The following is a 21,208-nucleotide window of genomic DNA, read 5'->3' as shown; positions in this document are numbered from 1 at the left end:
ATCCCCTCTCACTGTGGATAACTCTGTGGATGAAGCGAGGAAAAGCCGCCGCGAACTGCGTCCTGTAAAGGGCCAGGGAATTCGTTCAATGACTGACCAGCCACCACCCGAACCCCCACCCCCGATCAGTCACTCGGCCGCCACCTTCTTGACCCGCGGCTTCTTCTCCTTGACTGCAGCGGCCGGTTCCTCCTTGTCGTCGTCTTCCATGCCCATGGCAGCGATATCGCGCAGACGTTCGACCACCCGCGCATTGACGCTGCCCGCAGGGAATTGCCCCTGCTCATTGGGCGAGCCGACATCCTCACCGACCAGCAGGCTCAGCGCCTCGTCGACCTGGCGTACCGCATAGATATGGAACTGGCCGGCGCGCACCGCCTGCAGCACCCGCTCATCGAGCATCAGGGTAGTGACGTTGGAATGGGGGATGATCGCGCCCTGCTCGCCGGTCAGGCCGCGGGCCTCGCACAGGCGGAAGAAGCCCTCGATCTTCTCGTTGACCCCGCCGACCGCCTGCACCTCGCCGAACTGGTTGATCGAACCGGTAATAGCGAAGCACTGCTTGAGCGGCGTACGCGACAGGGCCGAGATCAGCGTGCAGACCTCACCCAGCGAGGCGCTGTCGCCATCGACATAGCCGTAGGACTGCTCCAGGGCGATGCTCGCGGAAATCTCCAGGGGAAATTCCTGGGCATAACGGCTGCCCAGGTAACCGGTGAGGATCATCACCCCCTTGGAGTGAATCGGCTGACCGAGATTGACCTCGCGTTCGATGTCGACGATGCCGCTGCCGCCGGGGTAAACCGTGGCGGAAATCCGCGCCGGCACACCGAAGGCCGAGTCGCCGACTTCCAGCACCGTCAGGCCGTTGCACTTGCCCACGGCCGCGCCGGCAGTATCGATCAGGATGATGCCGGCCAGCATGTCATCGATGATCCGCGCCGAAACTCGCCCGGTGCGAGTGGCCTTGGCTTTCAGGGCGCGCTCGATATGGCCCACATCAGTCAACGGCTCGCTGGCCAGCTGACGGATAAAGTCAGCCTCGCTGACCAGCTGGAACAGGTCGCCGATACGCGCCGACAAACGCCCCTGATGCTCGGCCAGGCGGGCGCTGTAGGTGGCCACCCGCGCCACCGCGGCCGCCGTCATGGGGGCCATGCCCTCCTCCGAGGTGCGGGTCTTCATCAGCTGGGCGAACTGCTCCAGGCTGTCATCGCCCAGAGGAATGTCCTCGTCGAAGTCCACCAGCACACGGAACATTTCCTGGAAGTCCGGATCGTGATCCTGCAGCGCGTAGTAGAGCTGGCGCGAGCCGATGATCACCACCTTGAGCTGCAGTGGGATGACCTGCGGGTTGAGGGTCACGGTGGCGATGCGGCCGAGGTCGCCCAAGGGCGACTCCATCTTCAGCTGGCGCGAATGCAAGGCGCGCTTGAGCGCATCCCAGACGAAGGGTTCGCCGAGCATCTTCTCCGCTTCGAGGATCAGGAAGCCACCGTTGGCCCGGTGCAGCGCGCCGGGACGCAGCTGGCGGTAGCTGGTGTAGAGCGCGCCCTGATCGGTGTTGTATTCGATGCGGCCGAACAGGTTGTCGTAGGTCGGATGCGGCTCGAACACCACGGGCGCACCGCCCTGGGCATGATGGCCAACCACCAGGCTGGGGCAGTACTGCTCTTCGAGCAGCTTGCGAGTCTGGGCGTCGATGCGCTCCACCTCGACCAGCTGGTCGACCACGGTCTTCAGCAGGTTGACCTGCATGGCCTGCAGGTAGGCACAGACCCCGGCGTTTTCCGCATATTTCTGCGACAGGGGAGCCAGCAGCGGCTGCAGTGCCACGGTAATGGTTTCTTCGTTGAGCTGGCGCAGCAGGTTGCTCGACTCGCGCTTCCACTGCGGCAGGCTGGCCAACTCCTCGTTGAGGCGCTCTTCCAGGGTGGCGATATCGGCGTGGAAACGCTCGCGCTCGGCTTCCGGCAGCTGGGCGAACTCGGCCTCATCCAGGGCCTTGCCGTCGAGCATGGGGGTGAAGGCGATATTGCTGCTGTCGCGGTACAGGGCGACGTTCTTTTCCAGCGACAGCCGCTCGATCACATCCAGGGCCTGGTCGTAGCGCTTGTTGAAGGCGCGGTCGATGGCATTTTTCTTCTGCTGGAACGAGGGGTGCTCGAACACCGCCGGAAAGGTCGCCAGCAGGTTGTCGATCAGCTGATTGATATCGTCGAGAAAGGCACCAGCAGTGCCCGATGCCAACTCCAGCGCGCGCGGCTCGCGAGGTTCGTCGAAATGGTTGACGTACAGCCTGTCGGCCGGGGTTTCCAGGCGCTTGGCTTCGGCCTTGAGGTAGCGTTTGACGAAGGAGAAGCGGCCGGTGCCCGGCTCGCCCATGACGAATACGTTGTAACCGGGGCGCGGCATGGCCACGCCGAACTGCAAGGCTTCTACCGCACGTTCCTGGCCGAGTACGCCGCGGAAGGGCTCCAGGTCTTCGGTGCTGGTGAAGTTGAACTGCTCGGGAGTGAAGGGACGGGTAAGCGCTTCAGGTGCCAGCCGCAAATGGGCTGCAACGGAGTCTGGCATTGGAAATCCTTGGACGGGGTAGGGTCTGTTGCCATTTCATCACGACTGCGCCGGAGCCTGTTATAGCGCGAGGCAAGGCACGAGACGCGAAGTTTGGTGTTCCAAATGAGTGTCGAGAAACGCAGTATCGCGCTAAAACAGGCCCGGCCCTTCGGGTTGCGCGAAAAATATCGCCATGCGGTGTTGTGGGACTTGGCAAGGGAACACCATTCCCTGCGTCCCACGCCTAGCCTGGCGAGATTTTGCGCAGCAACGCGGTTCGCGCTGAAACGGCAACAGACCCTATTGGAAATCATGGCCGCATCGGCCCGCATCCACAAGCCATAAGGATGATCCCGAGCAATCGAAACCCTGCGCCCTTGCACTACAGTGCCATCAGTCTTAACAGGAAGTCTGTCCATGAGTCTTTTCCAGGAAGTCGCCGTACTGCTGGCCCTGTCGGCACTGGTCGGCGCTATGGCGGTCAAGCTGCGCCAGCCCCTGATCATCGCCTATATCCTCGTCGGCATTCTCGCCGGCCCGGCGGTGCTGGGCCTGAGCAGCGAAAACGAGCCCCTGGAACTGCTCGCCGAAATCGGCATCACCGTGCTGCTGTTCGTGGTCGGCCTCAAGCTGGATATGCGCCTGGTCCGCACCCTCGGCCCGGTGGCCCTGGCCACGGGGTTGGGCCAGTTGAGCTTTACCATCATCTTCGGCTTTATCCTCTGCTACCTGATGGGGCTGGAACTGATGACCGCCCTGTATGTGGCGGTGGCACTGACCTTCTCCAGTACCATCATCATCGTCAAGCTGCTCTCCGACAAAGGCGAAATCGACTCGCTGCATGGGCGCATCGCCATGGGTTTTCTGATCGTCCAGGACATCGCCGTGGTGCTGGCCATGCTCGGCCTCAACCTCTACCAGCCGGGCAACGGCGAGCAGCAAGGCATGCATCCACTGGCCCTGTTGGCCATCCTGCTCGGCAGCCTGGCGATGCTCTTTCTGCTGATGCGCTATGCCCTGCCACGGCTGCTGGACAGCATGGCCAGCTCGCCGGAACTGCTGATGCTGATCGCCACTGCCTGGGGCATCCTGCTGGCCGCTGGCGCGGACACCCTGGGCCTGTCCAAGGAAATCGGGGCCTTTCTCGCCGGTTTCTCCCTGGCCTCGACGCCCCTGCGCGAGGCGGTGGCCAGCCGTCTGACCAGCCTGCGCGACTTCCTCCTGCTGTTCTTCTTTCTGCACCTGGGCCTGCAGCTGGACTTCGCCCATATCCACGGGCAGATCGGCAGCGCGCTACTGTTGTCGGCCTTCGTGCTGATCGGCAACCCGCTGATCGTCATGGCCATCATGGGCTGGATGGGCTACCGCAAACGCACCGGTTTTATGGCCGGGCTGACCGTGGCGCAGATCAGCGAGTTCTCCATCATCTTCGTCGCCATGGGCATCGGCCTGGGCCATGTCGGCGCGGACGCCCTGGGCCTGACCACCCTGGTGGGACTGATCACCATCACCCTGTCGACCTATATGATTCTCTACTCCCAGGCCCTGTTCGACCGCCTGGCTCCCTGGCTGGGGATCTTCGAGCGGCATATCCCGCACCGCGAGAACGCCAACGACAGCAACCCGCAAAATACCCATGCGGCCATCATCATCTATGGCATGGGCCGCTATGGCCGCCAACTAGCTCACCAGCTTGAGGCCGGCGGGCTGCGCGTACTGGGTGTGGATTTCGACCCGGGAGCACTGGCCGAGGCGCGCAACGAAGGCATCAGCGCCTGCTATGGCGATGCCGAAGACAACGATTTTCTCGAACACCTGCCACTCAATTATGCCCAGGCGATGATTAGCACCATCCCCCAGCGCGAGGTCAACGCCATCCTCCTGCGGGCGCTCCGGGCCAGCTCCTTCAAGGGCAAAATCACCCTCAGCGCCTTTCGTAACGGCGATGCCGAGGCTCTGGAACGGGCGGGTGCCGCCAGCGTGCTGCGGCCCTATAGCGACGCAGCGGAAACCGCTGCGCGCCGTCTGCTAAGCGAGATAGGCGAGCGCTGACCAGGGTTTGACCTTAGGGCCGCGCTGCGCCAACAGACTGATTCGCGGCTACGCATACCGGGAATGGGCTTATCAGCCCTGCTCGGCCTGATCGGCGCAGGTCAGGCAGTATTCGGTGGCTGGCATGGCCGCCAGACGCGCCGGGTTGATCGCTTCGCCGCAGCGCAGACAGAGCCCGTAGCGGCCCTCGGCCAGACGCAGCTTAGCCAGCCCGACCTGGCGCATGCCTGCCTCGGCCTCCGCCAACAGGGCTTCGAGCACTTCGTCGTTCTGCCGCTGCAAGGCCTGCTCGGCGAAATCGGGCGAGTGACTGCGCGCCAGGTCCTGGCGAATCGCGTTGGCACGGGCGCTGTATTCGTTAAGCAGGGTATAGAGCGCGGTGTGGGGATCGAAAGCGAGCATGCGGGCAGTCCTCAGGAATACTGTTTCCAGTGTGGCGCGTGTATGGCTTTTGACACTGATGCCGATCAGGAATTCTGTAACTATTCTTCGCCAAGGCGAGCGCTTAAAAAAATGCCAGCCCTGGGACTGGCATGTGCAACGACCGCCGAACCGGCTAGACCACGCCCTGGGCCAGCATGGCCTCGGCGACCTTGACGAAGCCGGCGATATTGGCCCCCTTCACATAGTTGATGCGGCCATTCTCCTCGCCATAGTGCACGCAGGCGTGGTGGATGTTCTGCATAATGCCGTGCAAACGCTCGTCCACTTCGCCGGCGGTCCAGTGCAGACGCATCGCGTTCTGACTCATTTCCAGCCCGGAGGTCGCCACGCCGCCGGCGTTGGACGCCTTGCCCGGGGCGTAGCAGATGCCCGCCTCGACAAACAGATCCACTGCTTTCAGGGTCGAGGGCATGTTGGCCCCTTCGGCGACGCAGATGCAGCCGTTCTTCAGCAGGCTGCGGGCGTCCTCGCCATCCAGCTCGTTCTGCGTCGCGCAAGGCAGGGCGATATCGCAGGGCAGATTCCACGGCCGCTGCCCAGGCAGGAACTGCAGGCCAAAGTGGGCGGCCATTTCGCTGAGACGGCCACGACGGACGTTCTTCAGCTCCATCAGGTGCTGCCACTGCTCTTCGCTCAGGCCGGCCTCGGCATACAGGGTGCCTGCGGAGTCGGACAGGGAAATCACCGCACCGCCCAGCTCCATGACCTTCTGCGCCGCGTACTGGGCCACGTTGCCAGAGCCGGAAATGGCCACGCGCTTGCCCTCGAAGCCCTGGCCGATACGCTTGAGCATTTCCTCGGCAAAGTACACGCAGCCGTAGCCGGTGGCTTCCGGGCGCACCAGGCTGCCGCCGTAGCTCAAGCCCTTGCCGGTCAGCACCGAGGTGAACTGGTTGGACAGGCGCTTGTACTGGCCGAACAGGTAGCCGATTTCGCGGCCACCGACGCCGATATCGCCGGCCGGCACGTCCAGGTCGGCACCGATATGGCGATACAGTTCGGCCATAAAGGACTGACAGAAGCGCATCACTTCGCCTTCGCTCTTGCCCTTGGGGTCGAAGTCCGAACCGCCCTTGCCGCCGCCCATGGGCAGCGAGGTCAGGGCGTTCTTGAACACCTGCTCGAAGGCGAGGAACTTGAGCACGCCCAGGTTCACCGAAGGATGGAAACGCAAGCCGCCCTTGTAGGGGCCGATGGCGCTGCTCATCTGGATCCGGTAGCCGCGATTGACCCGCACCTGACCCGCATCATCGACCCAGGGCACGCGAAACAGGATGGCCCGCTCCGGCTCGACCATGCGCTCCAGAATGCCCGCCTGCAGGTAACGCGGGTTGGCCTGCAGGAAGGGCCACAGGCTGCGCACCACCTCTTCCACCGCCTGGTGGAATTCGGGCTGATCGGGGTCGCGCTGCTTCAGCGCAGCCAGGAACTGGTCGACGGATTGGGACATGAATGGAGGGCCTCAACGACAGGTAACGCCACGGGGCGTGGAAAGTGGCCGGCACTCTAGCAGCAGGGTGCGCCCCATAACAGGGCGAAATGTCGCCTTGATGAATCATTTTGGTGCAAAAGTATAAATTACCACGCCGTGCCGGCACTGAAAGCCAGTGCCACTCTCGGCAGAAGAAAATCCAGAAACACAAACGGGGCCCGCAGGCCCCGTTTGCTTACAACCGCAAAGCGCGAACTTACTGCGCCAGCTTCTTGTGCCGCACGCGGTGCGGCTGCGAGGCGGCGTCGCCGAGGCGCTTCTTGCGGTCGGCTTCGTACTCGGTGTAGTTGCCTTCGAAGAACTCGATATGCGAGTCGTCCTCGTACGCCAGGATGTGGGTGGCCACGCGATCCAGGAACCAGCGATCGTGAGAGATCACAATGGCGGCACCTGGGAAGTCGAGCAGCGCCTCTTCCAGGGAACGCAGGGTTTCCACGTCGAGGTCGTTGGACGGTTCGTCGAGCAGCAATACGTTGGCCCCCTCTTTCAGGGTCAACGCCAGGTGCAGACGGCCACGCTCACCACCGGAGAGGTCCTTGACGAACTTCTGCTGGTCGCCGCCCTTGAAGTTGAAGCGACCGACGTAGGTGCGCGACGGCACCTCATAGTTGCCGATCTTGATCATGTCGGAACCGCCGGAAACGGCTTCCCACACGGTCTTGCTGCCGTCCAGGTCTTCGCGGCTCTGGTCGACGCAGGCCAGCTGCACGGTCTCGCCGATCTCGATGCTGCCCGAGTCTGGCTGTTCCTTGCCCATCAGCATGCGGAACAGGGTCGACTTACCGGCACCGTTACCGCCGATCACGCCGACGATGGCACCCTTGGGCATGCTGAACGACAGGTTGTCGATCAGCGCGCGGTCGCCGTAACCCTTACTAACGCCGACGAAGTCGATGACCTTGTCGCCCAGACGCGGGCCGGCCGGGATATAGATCTCGTTGGTTTCGCTGCGCTTCTGGAATTCCTGCGACTGCATTTCCTCGAAGCGCTGCAGGCGCGCCTTGGACTTCGACTGGCGGGCCTTGGCACCTTTGCGCACCCACTCCAGCTCTTCCTTCATGGCCTTTTCATGGGCCGACTGCTGCTTGGATTCCTGAGCCAGACGATCCGACTTGGCTTCCAGCCAGCCGGAATAGTTGCCCTCGTAGGGAATGCCCGCGCCGCGGTCGAGTTCGAGAATCCAACCGGCGACGTTGTCCAGGAAGTAACGGTCGTGGGTAATGGCGACCACGGTGCCGGGGAAGTCGTGAAGGAAGTGCTCCAGCCAGGCCACCGAGTCGGCGTCCAGGTGGTTGGTCGGCTCGTCGAGCAGCAGCATGTCCGGGGCCGACAGCAGCAGGCGGCACAGCGCCACGCGGCGCTTCTCGCCACCGGAGAGTACGGCGACCTTGGCGTCCCAGGCTGGCAGACGCAGGGCGTCGGCGGCGACTTCCAGCTGACGCTCGAGGTTGTGGCCGTCGCTGGTCTGCAGGATGGCTTCGAGCTTGGCCTGTTCGGCGGCCAGCTTGTCGAAGTCGGCATCCGGCTCGGCGTAGGCGGCGTAGACCTGATCCAGACGCGCCTGGGCGTCCTTGATCTGGCTGACGGCCTCTTCCACCACTTCGCGCACGGTCTTGTTCGGATCGAGCTGCGGCTCCTGGGGCAGGTAGCCGACATTCAGCTCGGGCATCGGCCGGGCCTCGCCGTCGAACTCGGTATCGACCCCGGCCATGATTTTCAACAGGGTAGACTTGCCCGAGCCGTTGAGGCCGAGCACGCCGATCTTGGCACCGGGGAAGAAGGACAGGGAGATGTTCTTGAGGATTTCCCGCTTCGGCGGCACTACTTTGCTCAGCCGATGCATGGTGTAGACGTATTGGGCCATGGATAACCTGGGTTCTGGACAGAAAAACGAGATATAAGGCTGCAGGTTGTGACGGACCGCAGCCGAGCAGGCGCAACCTGCGCTTTAATCGGCCAGCAGGCTGCCCCGAATGGCAGCTAGGGCACTGATCCGCACCGCCACGCGCGTGCGGCAAAGCTACCGGAATGCGCGATGCAGGGCAAACGACGCTCGTCGGCCACGCTGGCACTTTGCCATATTTATGGCATGCTAACCGGCTGTCGCGTCCCCGGCTGGCACAGGCTTTGCCTGGCACGCTCAGGCGAGCCCGGATGACGACTGCGACACTCTAACCAGTGGTTATTTTTTACTCGAATTGGTTAACTCGCCTGGCATGCCCGCATTGCGTTATCCGCACTGAGAGCCAGGCAGCCTTCGCTACGGATGACGAAGCCGAATAATCTCCAGATACCGCTCATCCCAGGATTTAGGTCATTGCCTAGAGTCACGCCCCCACCCGCTTCACGCCTCTCCAGCGAAGCCCTGCTTGCGCCCATGAGCGGCCCGGCCAGGGGCACACTGGTGGCGCTGGTCATGCTGATGCTGGGTTTACTGCTCTGGCAACTGCAACTTGAATCGCACCAGCTGCAGGACAATCAGCGCCAGCTCAGCCATGCCTACAGCAACCAGCTGGCCAACCACCTGAGCCTGAACATGGAGCTCAAGGCCAGCGCCGGCCAGGCCCTGCTGCAGCCCCACAGCCGCCCGCCCGCATCGGGCGCAGCCAGCGAGGCCCTGCTCGGCTCGCTGCGCGGCGTGTTTCCGACACTGCGCGGGCTGATCTGGCTGAACGCCCAAGGACAGATGCTGGCCAGCGCGGGGGCCCCGCCGCCGAACGTGCTGTACCTCGGCGAACTGTTCCAGCGCGGCCAGCCACACAACTACTTCTATGCCTTCAGCGCCCAGGATGGCGGCGAAATCTACCTGATGCTGAGCCAGACGCAGGGCGAGGGTTTCTGGGTCCTGCAGCTGACCAACCAGGCGCTGCGCAGCTGGCTTAGCAAACACCATAAAAGCCCCCAGCAGTGGCTGCTGGAAGACCGCTACTCGCAGCGGGTCATCGCCAGCCAGGGCACCAACCTGTCGCCGGACAACCCGATTGCGCCGCCCGTCACCGCCGAGAACCTGGCCCAGAGCATCCTGCTCAGCCCGCTGCCGGGCAGCGACTGGCAGCTACGCGCGCTGTTCAACGAACGCAAGGTGCGCGCCCAGCAACTGCCGCAACTGGCCAGCAAGCTGCTGCTGTTTATCCTCTGCGCCCTGCTCACCCTGTTCGCCCTGTATCGCCTGCTGCACGAGCAGCGCAACCTGCACGCCCTCAACACCGCCTCGCGGCGTTCCCTGCAACAGGCCGCGACGGTGCTGGGGGCCATCGAGGAACGGGTGCTGGTGACCGACGGCAACGGCCAGCTGCAGTACCTCAACCCCCAGGCCGAAAGCCTGTTCGGCCTGAGCAACGCCGAGGTGCACAACTGGCACCTGCTGCAACTGCTGCCGCGCCTCGACCCCATGCTGCTGCACGGCAACGGCGCGGCCCATGAACTGGGCCCGGACCTGGTGGAAATCCGCCAGAACGGGGAACCGCGGCTGTACGACATCAGCCGCAGCGACCTGGGTGAGGAATCCACGCCTGGCGGCTTCGTCTGGGTGCTGCGCGACGTCACCGAAGAGCAGCATGCCAATCAGGTACTGCGCGAAACCCGCAGGCGCTATCAGGATATTTTCGAAGGCACAGGTACCGCCCTGTGCGTGCTCGACCTGGCCGACCTGCACGCCTACCTGCAGCACCAGCAGATCCGCGATGTAGCCGACCTGCAGCGCTGGCTGGCGGCCGACCCGCAGCGACACCTGGCGCTCTGCCAGCGCCTGCGTCTGACCGAAACCAACCAGGTGGCCCTGCGCCTGCTCGGCGTCGACTCCACCGAGCAGGCCTGGCAGCACCTGTTCAACAGTGGCCCGCTGCACCCCGAGGGCTTCCGCCTGCAGCTGATCAACACCCTGCTCACGGGCAACGGCCTGCTGGAGATGGAGCGCCAGATCAACACGCCTCAGGGCCACGAACGTCACCTGTGGCTGCTCCTGCGCCTGCCGGAGAACCCCCAGGAACTCAATTCGGTAACCCTGAGCATCAGCGACATCACCAGCCGCAAGCGCGTCGAAAACTCACTGATCGAGCGCGAGCGCTTCTGGTCCGATGTGGTCAGCGCCGTACCAGACACCATCTATGTGCACGACATTGCCGCCAAGCGGGTGATGTACAGCAACAACCACCTGGGCCCGCAGCTGGGCTACAACAAGGCCGAGCTGCGCGAAATGGGCGAGCGCCTGTGGGAGACGATTCTCCATCCCGACGACGTCGAACTCTACCTGCGCATGCGCAATATCCAGCAGGTGCTGGGCAAGGGCCGGCTGATGCAGTTCGAGCTGCGCTGGCGGCACCGCGATGGCAGCTGGCACTGGTTCGATATCCGCGAGCAGGCCCTGGCCTACGATGAGCGTGGCCGGGTCAGCCGGCTGATCGGCGTGGCCAAGGACATCACCGAACAGATCGTGCGCAGCGAATCCCTGCGTACCAGCGAGCAGCGTTACCGGATGCTAGCCGAAAGCATCAGCGACGTGATCTTCTCCACCGACGACACGCTGCAGCTCAACTATGTCAGCCCCTCGGTCATGCAGGTGCTCGGTTACGACAGCGAGTGGGCGCTGAACAACGGCTTCCATGGCCTGGCCACCAACCCGCGTCAACTGACCGGTTTCTACACTCTGCTGGAGCGGGTGCGCAACGCCCTGGGCGATCCGCAGCGCCTGGCCGAGCTGCGCGCGCAGTTCCTGCCACAGCTGTTCGTCTTCGACTGCCTGCGCGCCGACGGCCAGAAAATCCCGGTGGAACTGCGCCTGGTGCCCATGTGGGACGACAGCGGACGCTTCGAGGGCCTGCTCGGCGTCGGTCGCGACATCAGCCAGCAACGCCGTGCGGAGAAGGACCTGCGCATGGCCGCCACGGTGTTCGAGCACTCCACTGCGGCGATCCTGGTCACCGACCCGGCCGGCTATATCGTCCAGGTCAATAACGCCTTCAGCAGGGTCAGTGGCTACAGCTCCAGGCAGATCCTCGACCAACTGCCGAGCATGCTCACTGCCGATACCCAACAGGCCAGCCACCTCAGTTTCGTCATCCGCCAGCTCAACCAGCAGGGCAGCTGGGAGGGCGAGGTATGGCTGAAGCGGCGCAACGGCGAGAAATTCCCGGCCTGGGTCGGCATCACCGCGGTCAAGGATGACGAAGGCGATCTGGTCAGCTACGTGTGCTTCTTCAGCGATATCAGCGAGCGCAAGGCCAGCGAACAGCGCATTCACCGCCTGGCCTACTACGACGCCCTGACCCAGCTGCCCAACCGCACCCTGTTCCAGGACCGCCTGCACAATGCCCTGCAGCACGGCGAGCGGCACCAGGAGTGGGTGGCGCTGATGTTCCTCGACCTCGACCGTTTCAAGCCGATCAACGACTCCCTCGGCCACGCCGCCGGCGACCGCATGCTCAAGGAAGTGGCCGTGCGCCTGGCCGCCTGCGTCGACGGCGACGACACCGTGGCGCGCATGGGCGGCGACGAGTTCACCCTGCTGCTGCAGTCCGATGCCAGCCGCGATGGCGCATTGAAGCGGGCCATTCATGTCGGCGAACAGATCCTCGCCAGCCTGGCCCAGCCGTTTATTCTCGAAGGTCGCGAGTTCTTCGTCAGCGCCAGTATCGGCATCGCCCTCAGCCCCCAGGATGGCAGCGAACTGAGCCAGCTGATGAAGAACGCCGACACCGCCATGTACCACGCCAAGGAGCGCGGCAAGAACAACTTCCAGTTCTACCAGGCCGATATGAACGCCAGCGCTCTGGAGCGTCTGGAGCTGGAAAGCGACCTGCGCCACGCCCTGGAGCAGGGCGAATTCAGGCTCTATTACCAGCCGCAGTTCTCCGGTGACGGCAAGCGCCTGACCGGGGCCGAGGCGCTGCTGCGCTGGCAGCACCCGAGACGCGGCCTGGTACCGCCGAACGACTTTATCCCGGTGCTCGAAGAGCTGGGCCTGGTGGTCCAGGTCGGCGAGTGGGTGTTGCGCGAAGCCTGCCGCCAGCTCAGCCAGTGGCATCAGGCCAAGGTGCGGGTGCCGAAGATCTCGGTCAACCTGTCGGCCCGGCAGTTTGCCGAAGGCGATCTGGGCTCGCGCATCGCCAGCATCCTCAAGGACAGCGGTATCCCGTCGGCCTGCCTGGAACTGGAGCTGACCGAAAGCATCCTGATGGACGACGTGACCAACGCCATGCAGACCATGACCAGCCTCAAGCGCCTGGGGGTGTGCCTGGCCATCGACGATTTCGGCACCGGCTACTCGTCGCTTAACTACCTCAAGCAGTTCCCCATCGACGTGCTGAAGATCGACCGCAGCTTCGTCGACGGCCTGCCCCACGGCGAACAGGACGGTCAGATCGCCCGCGCCATTATCGCCATGGCCCATAGCCTCAACCTCACGGTGATCGCCGAGGGCGTGGAAACCCTGGCCCAGCTGGACTTCCTGCGTGGCCATGACTGCGACGAAGTACAGGGCTTCCTGCTCGGCCGGCCGATGCCGGCCAAGCAATTCACCGCGCTGTTTAGCGGCACTGCGCTGTTTATGCTCAGCTAGCGACAGCCCGCCCGATTCTCGTCGCGCCGGCGACCCCTGCTGCACGGCCTGCGGCGAGGGACACCCTGGGCACGCGCGGAGTGCTCAAGCGGCTGGATCGGGCTGCCGCCCCGTAGCCCGGATGCAATCCGGGATGCCCTTGCGAGCGAAGCTCCCGGATTGCGCGGGCGCTTATCTGGGCTACAAAACTGCAAACATGCAGCTTGGGACTGCCTTGTCCATGAGCCCCACTTATCCGCCACATGACTGCGCTGCATACCCTTGCTCGACCGAGATGGGGTAGAATTCGCCCCCTCTTTCTACCGCCCAGCTGCTTTTTCTCAGGGGAATGCCATGTTCAGCCGTGATTTGACTCTTGCCCGTTATGACGCCGAATTGTTTGCCGCGATGGAGCAGGAAGCCCAGCGCCAGGAACATCACATCGAACTGATCGCCTCGGAGAACTACACCAGCCCGGCGGTAATGGAAGCCCAGGGTTCGGTACTGACCAACAAGTATGCCGAAGGCTATCCGGGCAAGCGTTACTACGGCGGTTGCGAATACGTCGATATCGTCGAGCAGCTGGCCATCGACCGCGCCAAGGAGCTGTTCGGTGCAGACTACGCCAACGTCCAGCCGCACTCCGGTAGCCAGGCCAACTCGGCCGTGTATATGGCCCTGCTGGAAGCTGGCGACACCGTACTGGGCATGAGCCTGGCCCACGGCGGCCACCTGACCCACGGGGCCAGCGTCAGCTTCTCCGGCAAACTGTACAACGCCGTGCAGTACGGCATCACCGATGCCGGCCTGATCGACTATGACGAAGTCGAGCGTCTGGCTGTCGAGCACAAGCCGAAGATGATCATCGCCGGCTTCAGCGCCTACTCCCAGGTACTGGACTTCCCACGCTTCCGCGCCATCGCCGACAAGGTCGGTGCCTACCTGTTCGTCGACATGGCTCACGTCGCCGGTCTGGTTGCTGCGGGTGTGTACCCGAACCCGGTGCCGTTCGCCGACGTGGTTACCACCACCACCCACAAAACTCTGCGCGGCCCGCGCGGCGGCCTGATCCTGGCACGCGCCAACGAAGCCCTGGAGAAGAAATTCAACTCCGCGGTATTCCCGGGTGGCCAGGGTGGCCCGCTGGAGCACGTGATCGCGGCCAAGGCGGTGTGCTTCAAGGAAGCCCTGCAGCCTGAGTTCAAGGCGTACCAGCAGCAAGTGATCAAGAACGCCCAGGCCATGGCCAGCGTGTTTATCGACAACGGCTACGACGTGGTCTCCGGCGGCACCGAGAACCACCTGTTCCTGCTCAGCCTGATCAAGCAGGAGATCACCGGTAAGGACGCCGACGCCGCCCTGGGTCGCGCCTTTATCACCGTGAACAAGAACAGCGTGCCGAACGACCCACGCTCGCCGTTCGTTACCTCGGGCCTGCGCATCGGCACCCCGGCGGTGACCACTCGCGGCTTCAAGGAAGACGAGTGCCGCGCACTGGCTGGCTGGATCTGCGAAATCCTCGCCAACCTGGGCGATGAAGCCGTTGAAGCGCGCGTCCGCGAGCAGGTCAAAGCGGTCTGCGCCAAGTTCCCGGTTTACGGCAACTAAGCCGCACTCCGCAGCCGAAAAGCCCGCCCACCCCGGCGGGCTTTTTTGTGCCGCGCGCCAGGCAAACAAACCGTACCCTCGACACCCACCTTGGCTATAGTGGACTAAACCCCGCAGGAGTTTTTTGCATGAGCAATACAGCCAACGAGCGGCGGCGCTTTCATCGCATCGCTTTCGATGCCCCCACCGAGATCCGTCAGGGTCAACGGAGCTGGGCCGTCGAGCTGCATGACGTGTCACTGAAAGGCTTGCTGATCAAGCGCCCCGGCGGCTGGACTGGCGACCCGCACCAGCCCTTCGAAGCCAGCATCCGGCTGGCCGACGATACCTGCGTGCAGATGGAAGTGGTGCTGACCCGCACTCAGGACAATCTGCTCGGCTTCGTTTGCCGGCATATCGACCTTGACTCGATCAGCCACCTGCGCCGCCTGGTGGAACTCAACCTCGGCGACGAAAGCCTGCTGGAACGGGAACTCGCCGCCCTCGGTGAAGCGGACTGAGGCTGGACAAACAGGTAGCCCGGATAAGCCTTGGCGCAATCCGGGACTGCGGCGTTCGGCATTAGACCGCCCCCGGATTGCGCTGGCGCTTATTCGGGCTATGAAAGCTCTTCGCTACTCAAATAATGCATCCAGCGCCTGCTCCAGACGCGTCACCGCAACCACCTGCAACCCTGGCGGCGGATCTTTCGGCGCATTGCCCTTGGGCACGATGGCGCGTTTGAAGCCGTGCTTGGCCGCCTCTTTCAAACGCTCCTGACCGCTCGGTACCGGACGGATTTCGCCCGACAGCCCAACCTCACCAAACACCAGCAGATCATGGGGTAGCGGCTTGTTGCGCAGGCTGGAAATCACTGCCGCCATCAGCGCCAGATCCGATGCGGTTTCCAGCACCTTGACCCCGCCGACCACGTTGAGAAACACATCCTGATCGTAGGTCGGGATACCGCCATGCCGGTGCAGCACGGCCAGGAGCATGGCCAGGCGGTTCTGATCCAGGCCCAGGGTAACGCGGCGCGGATTGGCCATATGGCTGGTGTCGACCAGCGCCTGCACTTCCACCAGCATCGGCCGGGTGCCTTCCCAAGTGGCCATCACCACGCTGCCGGGGACTTCCTCCTGGGCGCGGGTGAGGAAGATCGCCGAAGGGTTGGTGACCTCTTTCAGGCCCTTGTCGGTCATGCCGAACACGCCCAGTTCGTTGATCGCGCCGAAGCGATTCTTTACCGCCCGCAGCAGACGCAGACGGCCATCGGACTCGCCCTCGAAATACAGCACGGTGTCGACCATATGTTCGAGCACCCGCGGCCCGGCCAGCGCACCCTCCTTGGTCACATGGCCGACCAGGAAGATCGCCGTGCCGCTCTGCTTGGCGAAGCGCACCAGCAACGCCGCGCTCTCGCGCACCTGGGATACGCCGCCGGGGGCCGAGGACAACTGTTCGGTGAAGATGGTCTGGATCGAGTCGATCACCATCACCTTGGGTTTCTCCAGACGCGCGGTGGCGATGATGCTTTCGATGCAGGTTTCGGTCATGACCTTGAGCTTGTCTTCCGGCAGGCCCAGGCGGCGCGCACGCATGGCCACCTGCTGCTGGGATTCCTCGCCGGTGACATAGAGCGCGGGAAAGCGCGTGGCGATATTGCACAGGGTCTGCAGCAGGATGGTCGATTTGCCGATGCCGGGGTCACCGCCGATCAGCACCACCGAGCCGTCCACCAGCCCACCGCCGAGCACCCGGTCGAGTTCGCCGGAGGCGGTGGAAAAGCGCGGTACTTCTTCGACGCTGACCTCGGCCAGGGTCTTGATCTGCGCCTGCTCGCCGGCCCACCCCGCGCGCCCGCTGGGGGTGGCGGCATTGGCTTCGAGCAGGGTTTCCACCAGGGTGTTCCAGGCCCCGCACTCGCCGCACTGGCCGGCCCATTTGGGAAAGGTCGAGCCGCACTCGGTGCAGCCGTACATACGTTTGGCCTTGGCCATGCCGGACTCCTCGGAAAGCTGAGCCCGGATGATACGAAATAGCTGGATATATTTACAGCTATAGGCCGTTGTTAATCCACCTGAGGCTCACACTGCCCTACCCTTTGCAGCGGCCACAGCAGGGCTTGGCAACACTATTGAGACGACGCGCCACTTCATCCTTGAGATCGACGCGAGCCACCTTGAGGGACGCCAGGGCGTCGTCGGCCAGTACTTCTACCCCGTCCTCGACGCGACAAATGCGCTTGTCCAGGGCTTCATACTCGTCGGCCAGGCGGGCGAAATGGGCATCGTTAACCCGCAGCTCATGCAAAGCCGCGTGCAGTTCAGGGAAGTCTTTGTTCAAGGGGTGGTGTTCAACGTGCATGGTGGTGCTCCTTGGGGGATATAGATTGGCAACCAGCCTATCCCCTGCGCGACCGCCACCCCTTGACCGGGATCAACAGCAGCCGCTCAAGCGCCGCCACGCAACAACTGACCGAGTTCGTCCTTGAGGCTGACCCGCTGCATCTTCAGGCCCAGCAACAGCATCTCATCCATGGCGATACGCCCGCTTTCCACCTCATAGATGCGTTTGTCGAGTTCTTCATACTCCTCGGCCATACGTGCGAAGTGGCCGTCAGCCGCCAACAGGGCCCCCAGCTGCGGCTTGAGTTCGGGAAATTCACGGCTGAGCGGATGATGTTCCAGTGGCATAGCGGCATCCTCATGGCGGGTCTGTGTTCAGACTAGACCAGCGCGGCCGCCTCTGCCGAAGCAGGCCGCAGCGCGTACTCGCCAGCGATACCTGCTATCGTTTGCCGGGTATAGGCAGTAATCACGATGAGAGCGCTCCATGGATAAGAACCCCGGCTGCACGGCATGCCGCGACGGCAAAGGCCTGGATTTCCCGATCAGCATGGCTTTTCAGCCAATCGTCAACCTCGCCACCCGCGAAATCTTCGCCCACGAAGCCTTGGTGCGCGGCAGCGCCGGCGAGTCCGCCGGCAGCGTGCTGGGTCGCCTGACCGCGGAAAACCTCTACCCCTTCGACCAGAGCTGCCGGATCAAGGCCCTGGAATGGGCTGCCAGGCTGCAGGTGCCGGCGATGGTCTCCATCAACTTTATGCCCAATGCCGTGTACAAAGCGGAAACCTGCATCCGCGCCACCCTGGAGGCGGCCAAGCGTTACAACTTCCCCCTCGAGCGGATCATCTTCGAAGTCACCGAGCAGGAGCAGGTGCTGGATATCGACCACCTCACCACTATCCTGCGCGCGTACCGCAAACAGGGTTTTATGACCGCCATCGACGACTTCGGCGCAGGCTATGCAGGCCTTAACCTGCTGGCCGATTTCCAGCCCGACCTGATCAAGCTGGACATGCAGCTGACCCGCAATATCGACCAGGACAGCGTGCGCCAGATTCTGGTCGAAGCCACCCTGCAGATGTGCCGCAAACTGCAGATCCGGGTAATCGCCGAAGGCATCGAAACCCTGGGCGAACTGCACGCCCTGCGTGACATGGGCGTCGAGCTGTTTCAGGGCTATCTGCTGGCCAAGCCCGGCTTCGAGTCGCTGCCCGAAGTGCACTTTCCTACCTGACAACTGGCTGGCAAGCGCCGCGAGCTGGATTACACTTCAGCGCAAACCACCTATCAGGGAAAGAAACATGAGCATTATCAGCGAATTCAAGGCCTTCGCCGTCAAGGGTAATGTGGTCGACATGGCCGTGGGCATCATCATCGGTGCTGCCTTCGGCAAGATCGTCTCGTCCTTCGTCGGCGATGTGGTGATGCCGCCCCTGGGCGTGCTGATCGGTGGGGTGGACTTCTCCGATCTGGCCATAGTGCTCAAGGCCGCTGAAGGCGATGTCGCCGCCGTGACCCTGTCCTATGGCAAGTTTATCCAGAGCATCATCGACTTCCTGATCGTCGCCTTCGCCATCTTTATGGGGGTCAAGGTGATCAACCGCCTCAAGCGTGAAGAGGAAGCGGCTCCTAGCGCGCCACCTGCCCCGAGCAAGGAGCAGGAGCTGCTGAGCGAGATCCGCGACCTGCTCAAGAGCCAGCAGGAAAACCGCTGACGCCCACGCGGCAGCGCAGTGTCGCGGCCGCCCTGCAACGCCCCCAGGAACTGCACCCGCCAGGCCGTGTGCAGTTTTTTTTCGCCTAGACTATTAGTGACCTGCTTGGTAACCCAGCCCGCAGCTGGTCGCCCAGAGCCCGCAGAGGCCCAGCCAAGACGCCAGCGAAGCGTCCGCCCTACCTTAACAAGGCCTGAAGATGAGCGATGTAGTAGAAGACGATCTGTTCGCTTTCGACGACGAGACCCACCCCAGTGATCGCAATCCAGCGCAACCATGCTGGCGCATCCTGATTGTTGACGACGACCTCGACGTGCATCAGTCGACCTGCTTCGCCCTGGCCAATACCGAGATCCTCGGTCGCCCCCTCGAATTCCTGCATGCCTATTCGGCTGCTCAGGCGGTCAGCGTACTGACCGAGCAACCGCAGGTCGCAGTGATTCTGCTGGATGTGGTGATGGAGTCGGAGCATGCCGGCCTGGATCTGGTCCGCCTGATCCGCGAAGACCTGCATAACAGCGAGATCCGCATCATCCTGCGCACTGGCCAGCCAGGCTATGCGCCGGAAATGGAGGCGATCCGCGACTACGACATCAACGACTACAAGACCAAGTCCGAGCTGACCCGCAACCGTCTATACACCGCACTGACCACGGCCATCCGCTGTTACGATCAGATCCATGCCATCAATGCCAGCCGCCACGGCCTGGGCATGGTGATCCGCGCCAGCAGCCAGTTACTGGCACGCCAGGGCGTCAGCGAGTTCGCCGCCGGGATCATCACCCAGATCTGCGGCCTGCTCGGCCTGCCGCCCGAAGGCGTGGTGTGCGCCTACGACCACCACGCCTCGCCGGCCCATGCCCTGATCATCGCCGCCGCCGGCAGCCTGATGGGCTGCATCGACAAGCAGCTGGAGGAGCTGCCCGACCAGCATATCGCCAGGGCGCTCAATCAGGCCCTGGCCCAGCGGCGCAACCACTACGGCAGCCACTCGACCACCCTGTTCTTCGCTGGCCAGAGCCATAACCATATGGCCGCCTACCTGGAGACCGGACGCCCGCTGAGCGAGCTGGACCGGCAACTGCTTGAGGTGTTCTGCAGCAATATCGTCATCACCCTGGACAATGTGCTGCTGCTCAGCCTGCTCAAGGACCATGCCTACAACGACCAGCTGCTGCACCTGCCCAACCGCCTGGCCCTGGTCCAGGCCCTCGACCAGGCGCTGACCGGCCCGACACCGGGCGAGACCACCCTCGCGCTGATCGATATCGACGGTTTTTCCGAACTCAACGACACCCTCGGCCAGCAGCACGGCGATGCCCTGCTGCTGGCGGTCGCCGCACGCCTGCAACAGGCACTACCGCCCTCCGCTCTACTGGCGCGGGCCGCCGGGGATGTATTCGCCATCCTGGCGGACAACCAGGTGGTCTGCGCCGACAGCCTGCGCGGCCTGTTCCAGCAACCGCTGTATTTTGCCGGGCTGAGCCGACGCATCACCGCCACCATCGGCCTGACCTGCCTGGACCAGATCGACGGCAACGGCAGCGAGGCCCTGAAGGCGGCCAATATTGCCCTCAAGCACGGCAAGCGCCAGCAACGCGGCAGTATCAGCCACTTTACCCGCGCCATGGAGCAGGACACCCGCGCCCGCGTGCAGTTGCTCCAGGAGCTGCGCAGCGCCTTCGAGCGCGAGCGGCTGTTCGTGGTCTACCAGCCGCAGATAGCCCTGGGCAGCCGCCAGCTGATCGGCGTCGAAGCCCTGCTGCGCTGGCGCACCGATGACGGCCAGTTCGTCGCCCCGGCGCAGTTTATCCCCCTGGCGGAAAGCTCCGGGCTGATTGTCAGCCTCGGCGAGTGGGTGCTGCGCAGCGCCTGCCGGGATCTGCAGCGGATCATCGAGCACAGCGGCCAGCCGCTGCGCATGGCGGTCAACGTCTCGGTGGCGCAGTTCCGCCAGACCGACTTCCTCGCCACCCTGGAGCACGCGCTCGAGGAAAGCGGCATAGACCCAGGCCTGCTGGAGCTGGAAATCACCGAGTCGGTGGCCATGCTCGACGCCAGCTTTATGATCGACCTGCTCAACCGCATCAAGGGGCTGGGCGTAAGCCTCGCGGTGGACGATTTCGGCACCGGTTTCTCCTCGCTCAGCTACCTCGAACGCCTGAATGTCGACCGTTTGAAGATCGACCTCAGCTTTGTCCGGCAGATGGAACAGAGCGATGGCAGCAAACGCATCGTGGAAACCATTATCCAGCTGGGCCGCAGCCTGCAGCTGGAACTGATCGCCGAAGGCATCGAGCAGGAAAGCCAGGCCGCCTCACTGACCCAGATGGGCTGCCACGAAGGCCAGGGCTACCTGTTTGCCAAGCCGCTCGAACTGGCAGCGCTGCTGAGCTTTATCTCGGCACCGCAGCCGTGACGGGGCGGCAGGCACTCGCCGCCCAGCGCCGCGACAACCCGCTGCGCCTGCGCGAAC

15 protein-coding genes are annotated in these 21,208 nt (G+C 63.5%); 8 read left to right on the top strand and 7 right to left on the bottom strand.

What is annotated here, in order from left to right; all coding sequences use genetic code 11:
* Window positions 1-129: 129 nt before the first annotated feature.
* Window positions 130-2,577, bottom strand: a complete 2,448-nt coding sequence (locus tag WMW70_RS02740; protein ID WP_341435978.1) for a Lon protease family protein — start codon at window positions 2,575-2,577, stop codon at window positions 130-132.
* A 105-nt stretch (window positions 2,578-2,682) separates the two neighbouring features.
* Here WMW70_RS02740 and WMW70_RS02735 point away from each other — a divergent pair, with 105 nt between their 5' ends.
* Window positions 2,683-2,904, top strand: a complete 222-nt coding sequence (locus tag WMW70_RS02735; RefSeq protein ID WP_341435977.1) for a hypothetical protein — start codon at window positions 2,683-2,685, stop codon at window positions 2,902-2,904.
* Window positions 2,905-2,976: 72 nt separating this feature from the next.
* Window positions 2,977-4,611, top strand: coding sequence for a cation:proton antiporter (locus WMW70_RS02730; protein ID WP_341435976.1), 1,635 nt, complete (start codon window positions 2,977-2,979; stop codon window positions 4,609-4,611).
* A 72-nt stretch (window positions 4,612-4,683) separates the two neighbouring features.
* Here WMW70_RS02730 and WMW70_RS02725 read toward each other — a convergent pair whose 3' ends face one another.
* From WMW70_RS02725 to ettA, 3 genes are all read right to left on the bottom strand, one after another.
* Window positions 4,684-5,013: a TraR/DksA family transcriptional regulator gene (locus tag WMW70_RS02725; RefSeq protein ID WP_341435975.1), complete on the bottom strand. Its 330-nt coding sequence runs from the start codon at window positions 5,011-5,013 to the stop codon at window positions 4,684-4,686.
* Between the two features lie 154 nt (window positions 5,014-5,167).
* A complete protein-coding gene (gene gdhA, locus WMW70_RS02720) occupies window positions 5,168-6,505 on the bottom strand; it encodes an NADP-specific glutamate dehydrogenase (protein WP_341435974.1) in 1,338 nt (445 codons plus the stop codon).
* 238 nt (window positions 6,506-6,743) lie between these two features.
* Entirely contained in the window at window positions 6,744-8,411 is a 1,668-nt protein-coding gene (gene ettA / locus WMW70_RS02715; RefSeq protein ID WP_341435973.1) for an energy-dependent translational throttle protein EttA, read from the bottom strand.
* Between the two features lie 402 nt (window positions 8,412-8,813).
* Between ettA and WMW70_RS02710 the strand changes: the two genes are divergently transcribed.
* The 3 genes from WMW70_RS02710 (at window position 8,814) to WMW70_RS02700 (ending at window position 15,190) form a co-directional block, all read left to right on the top strand.
* Entirely contained in the window at window positions 8,814-13,103 is a 4,290-nt protein-coding gene (locus WMW70_RS02710; RefSeq protein WP_445942091.1) for a sensor domain-containing protein, read from the top strand.
* Window positions 13,104-13,436: 333 nt separating this feature from the next.
* Window positions 13,437-14,690: a serine hydroxymethyltransferase gene (gene glyA / locus WMW70_RS02705; RefSeq protein WP_341435972.1), complete on the top strand. Its 1,254-nt coding sequence runs from the start codon at window positions 13,437-13,439 to the stop codon at window positions 14,688-14,690.
* Between the two features lie 128 nt (window positions 14,691-14,818).
* Window positions 14,819-15,190: a PilZ domain-containing protein gene (locus WMW70_RS02700; protein WP_341435971.1), complete on the top strand. Its 372-nt coding sequence runs from the start codon at window positions 14,819-14,821 to the stop codon at window positions 15,188-15,190.
* A gap of 114 nt (window positions 15,191-15,304) precedes the next feature.
* On the opposite strand, the gene radA is transcribed toward WMW70_RS02700, so the two are convergent.
* The 3 genes from radA to WMW70_RS02685 form a co-directional block, all read right to left on the bottom strand.
* On the bottom strand, window positions 15,305-16,669 hold the full coding sequence (gene radA, locus WMW70_RS02695) for a DNA repair protein RadA (protein WP_341435970.1): 1,365 nt from the start codon (window positions 16,667-16,669) through the stop codon (window positions 15,305-15,307).
* A 97-nt stretch (window positions 16,670-16,766) separates the two neighbouring features.
* Window positions 16,767-17,036: a YdcH family protein gene (locus WMW70_RS02690; RefSeq protein WP_341435969.1), complete on the bottom strand. Its 270-nt coding sequence runs from the start codon at window positions 17,034-17,036 to the stop codon at window positions 16,767-16,769.
* An 86-nt stretch (window positions 17,037-17,122) separates the two neighbouring features.
* On the bottom strand, window positions 17,123-17,365 hold the full coding sequence (locus WMW70_RS02685) for a YdcH family protein (protein ID WP_341435968.1): 243 nt from the start codon (window positions 17,363-17,365) through the stop codon (window positions 17,123-17,125).
* A 139-nt stretch (window positions 17,366-17,504) separates the two neighbouring features.
* Between WMW70_RS02685 and WMW70_RS02680 the strand changes: the two genes are divergently transcribed.
* From WMW70_RS02680 to WMW70_RS02670, 3 genes are all read left to right on the top strand, one after another.
* Window positions 17,505-18,251 carry an EAL domain-containing protein gene (locus WMW70_RS02680; RefSeq protein ID WP_341435967.1) on the top strand — a complete coding sequence of 249 codons (747 nt, stop codon included), beginning with the start codon at window positions 17,505-17,507 and terminating at the stop codon, window positions 18,249-18,251.
* 67 nt (window positions 18,252-18,318) lie between these two features.
* A complete protein-coding gene (gene mscL, locus WMW70_RS02675) occupies window positions 18,319-18,732 on the top strand; it encodes a large-conductance mechanosensitive channel protein MscL (RefSeq protein WP_341435966.1) in 414 nt (137 codons plus the stop codon).
* A gap of 199 nt (window positions 18,733-18,931) precedes the next feature.
* A complete protein-coding gene (locus tag WMW70_RS02670) occupies window positions 18,932-21,151 on the top strand; it encodes a GGDEF/EAL domain-containing response regulator (protein WP_341435965.1) in 2,220 nt (739 codons plus the stop codon).
* Window positions 21,152-21,208 lie beyond the last annotated feature (57 nt).

The sequence above is a fragment of the Pseudomonas sp. XK-1 genome, from assembly GCF_038069885.1.
In the GTDB taxonomy this organism is placed as follows: domain Bacteria; phylum Pseudomonadota; class Gammaproteobacteria; order Pseudomonadales; family Pseudomonadaceae; genus Aquipseudomonas.
The sequence above is the reverse complement of the archived record's forward strand: the minus strand, read 5'-3'. Positions and strand labels throughout refer to the sequence as shown.

Excerpts from the sequence above, each read along its gene's own strand:
- WMW70_RS02740 (WP_341435978.1), bottom strand. The coding sequence starts at position 2,577 with ATGCCAGACTCCGTTGCAGCCCATTTGCGGCTGGCACCTGAAGCGCTT.
- WMW70_RS02735 (WP_341435977.1), top strand. The coding sequence starts at position 2,683 with ATGAGTGTCGAGAAACGCAGTATCGCGCTAAAACAGGCCCGGCCCTTC.
- WMW70_RS02730 (WP_341435976.1), top strand. The coding sequence starts at position 2,977 with ATGAGTCTTTTCCAGGAAGTCGCCGTACTGCTGGCCCTGTCGGCACTG.
- WMW70_RS02725 (WP_341435975.1), bottom strand. The coding sequence starts at position 5,013 with ATGCTCGCTTTCGATCCCCACACCGCGCTCTATACCCTGCTTAACGAA.
- gdhA (WP_341435974.1), bottom strand. The coding sequence starts at position 6,505 with ATGTCCCAATCCGTCGACCAGTTCCTGGCTGCGCTGAAGCAGCGCGAC.
- ettA (WP_341435973.1), bottom strand. The coding sequence starts at position 8,411 with ATGGCCCAATACGTCTACACCATGCATCGGCTGAGCAAAGTAGTGCCG.
- WMW70_RS02710 (WP_445942091.1), top strand. The coding sequence starts at position 8,814 with ATGACGAAGCCGAATAATCTCCAGATACCGCTCATCCCAGGATTTAGG.
- glyA (WP_341435972.1), top strand. The coding sequence starts at position 13,437 with ATGTTCAGCCGTGATTTGACTCTTGCCCGTTATGACGCCGAATTGTTT.
- WMW70_RS02700 (WP_341435971.1), top strand. The coding sequence starts at position 14,819 with ATGAGCAATACAGCCAACGAGCGGCGGCGCTTTCATCGCATCGCTTTC.
- radA (WP_341435970.1), bottom strand. The coding sequence starts at position 16,669 with ATGGCCAAGGCCAAACGTATGTACGGCTGCACCGAGTGCGGCTCGACC.
- WMW70_RS02690 (WP_341435969.1), bottom strand. The coding sequence starts at position 17,036 with ATGCACGTTGAACACCACCCCTTGAACAAAGACTTCCCTGAACTGCAC.
- WMW70_RS02685 (WP_341435968.1), bottom strand. The coding sequence starts at position 17,365 with ATGCCACTGGAACATCATCCGCTCAGCCGTGAATTTCCCGAACTCAAG.
- WMW70_RS02680 (WP_341435967.1), top strand. The coding sequence starts at position 17,505 with ATGGATAAGAACCCCGGCTGCACGGCATGCCGCGACGGCAAAGGCCTG.
- mscL (WP_341435966.1), top strand. The coding sequence starts at position 18,319 with ATGAGCATTATCAGCGAATTCAAGGCCTTCGCCGTCAAGGGTAATGTG.
- WMW70_RS02670 (WP_341435965.1), top strand. The coding sequence starts at position 18,932 with ATGAGCGATGTAGTAGAAGACGATCTGTTCGCTTTCGACGACGAGACC.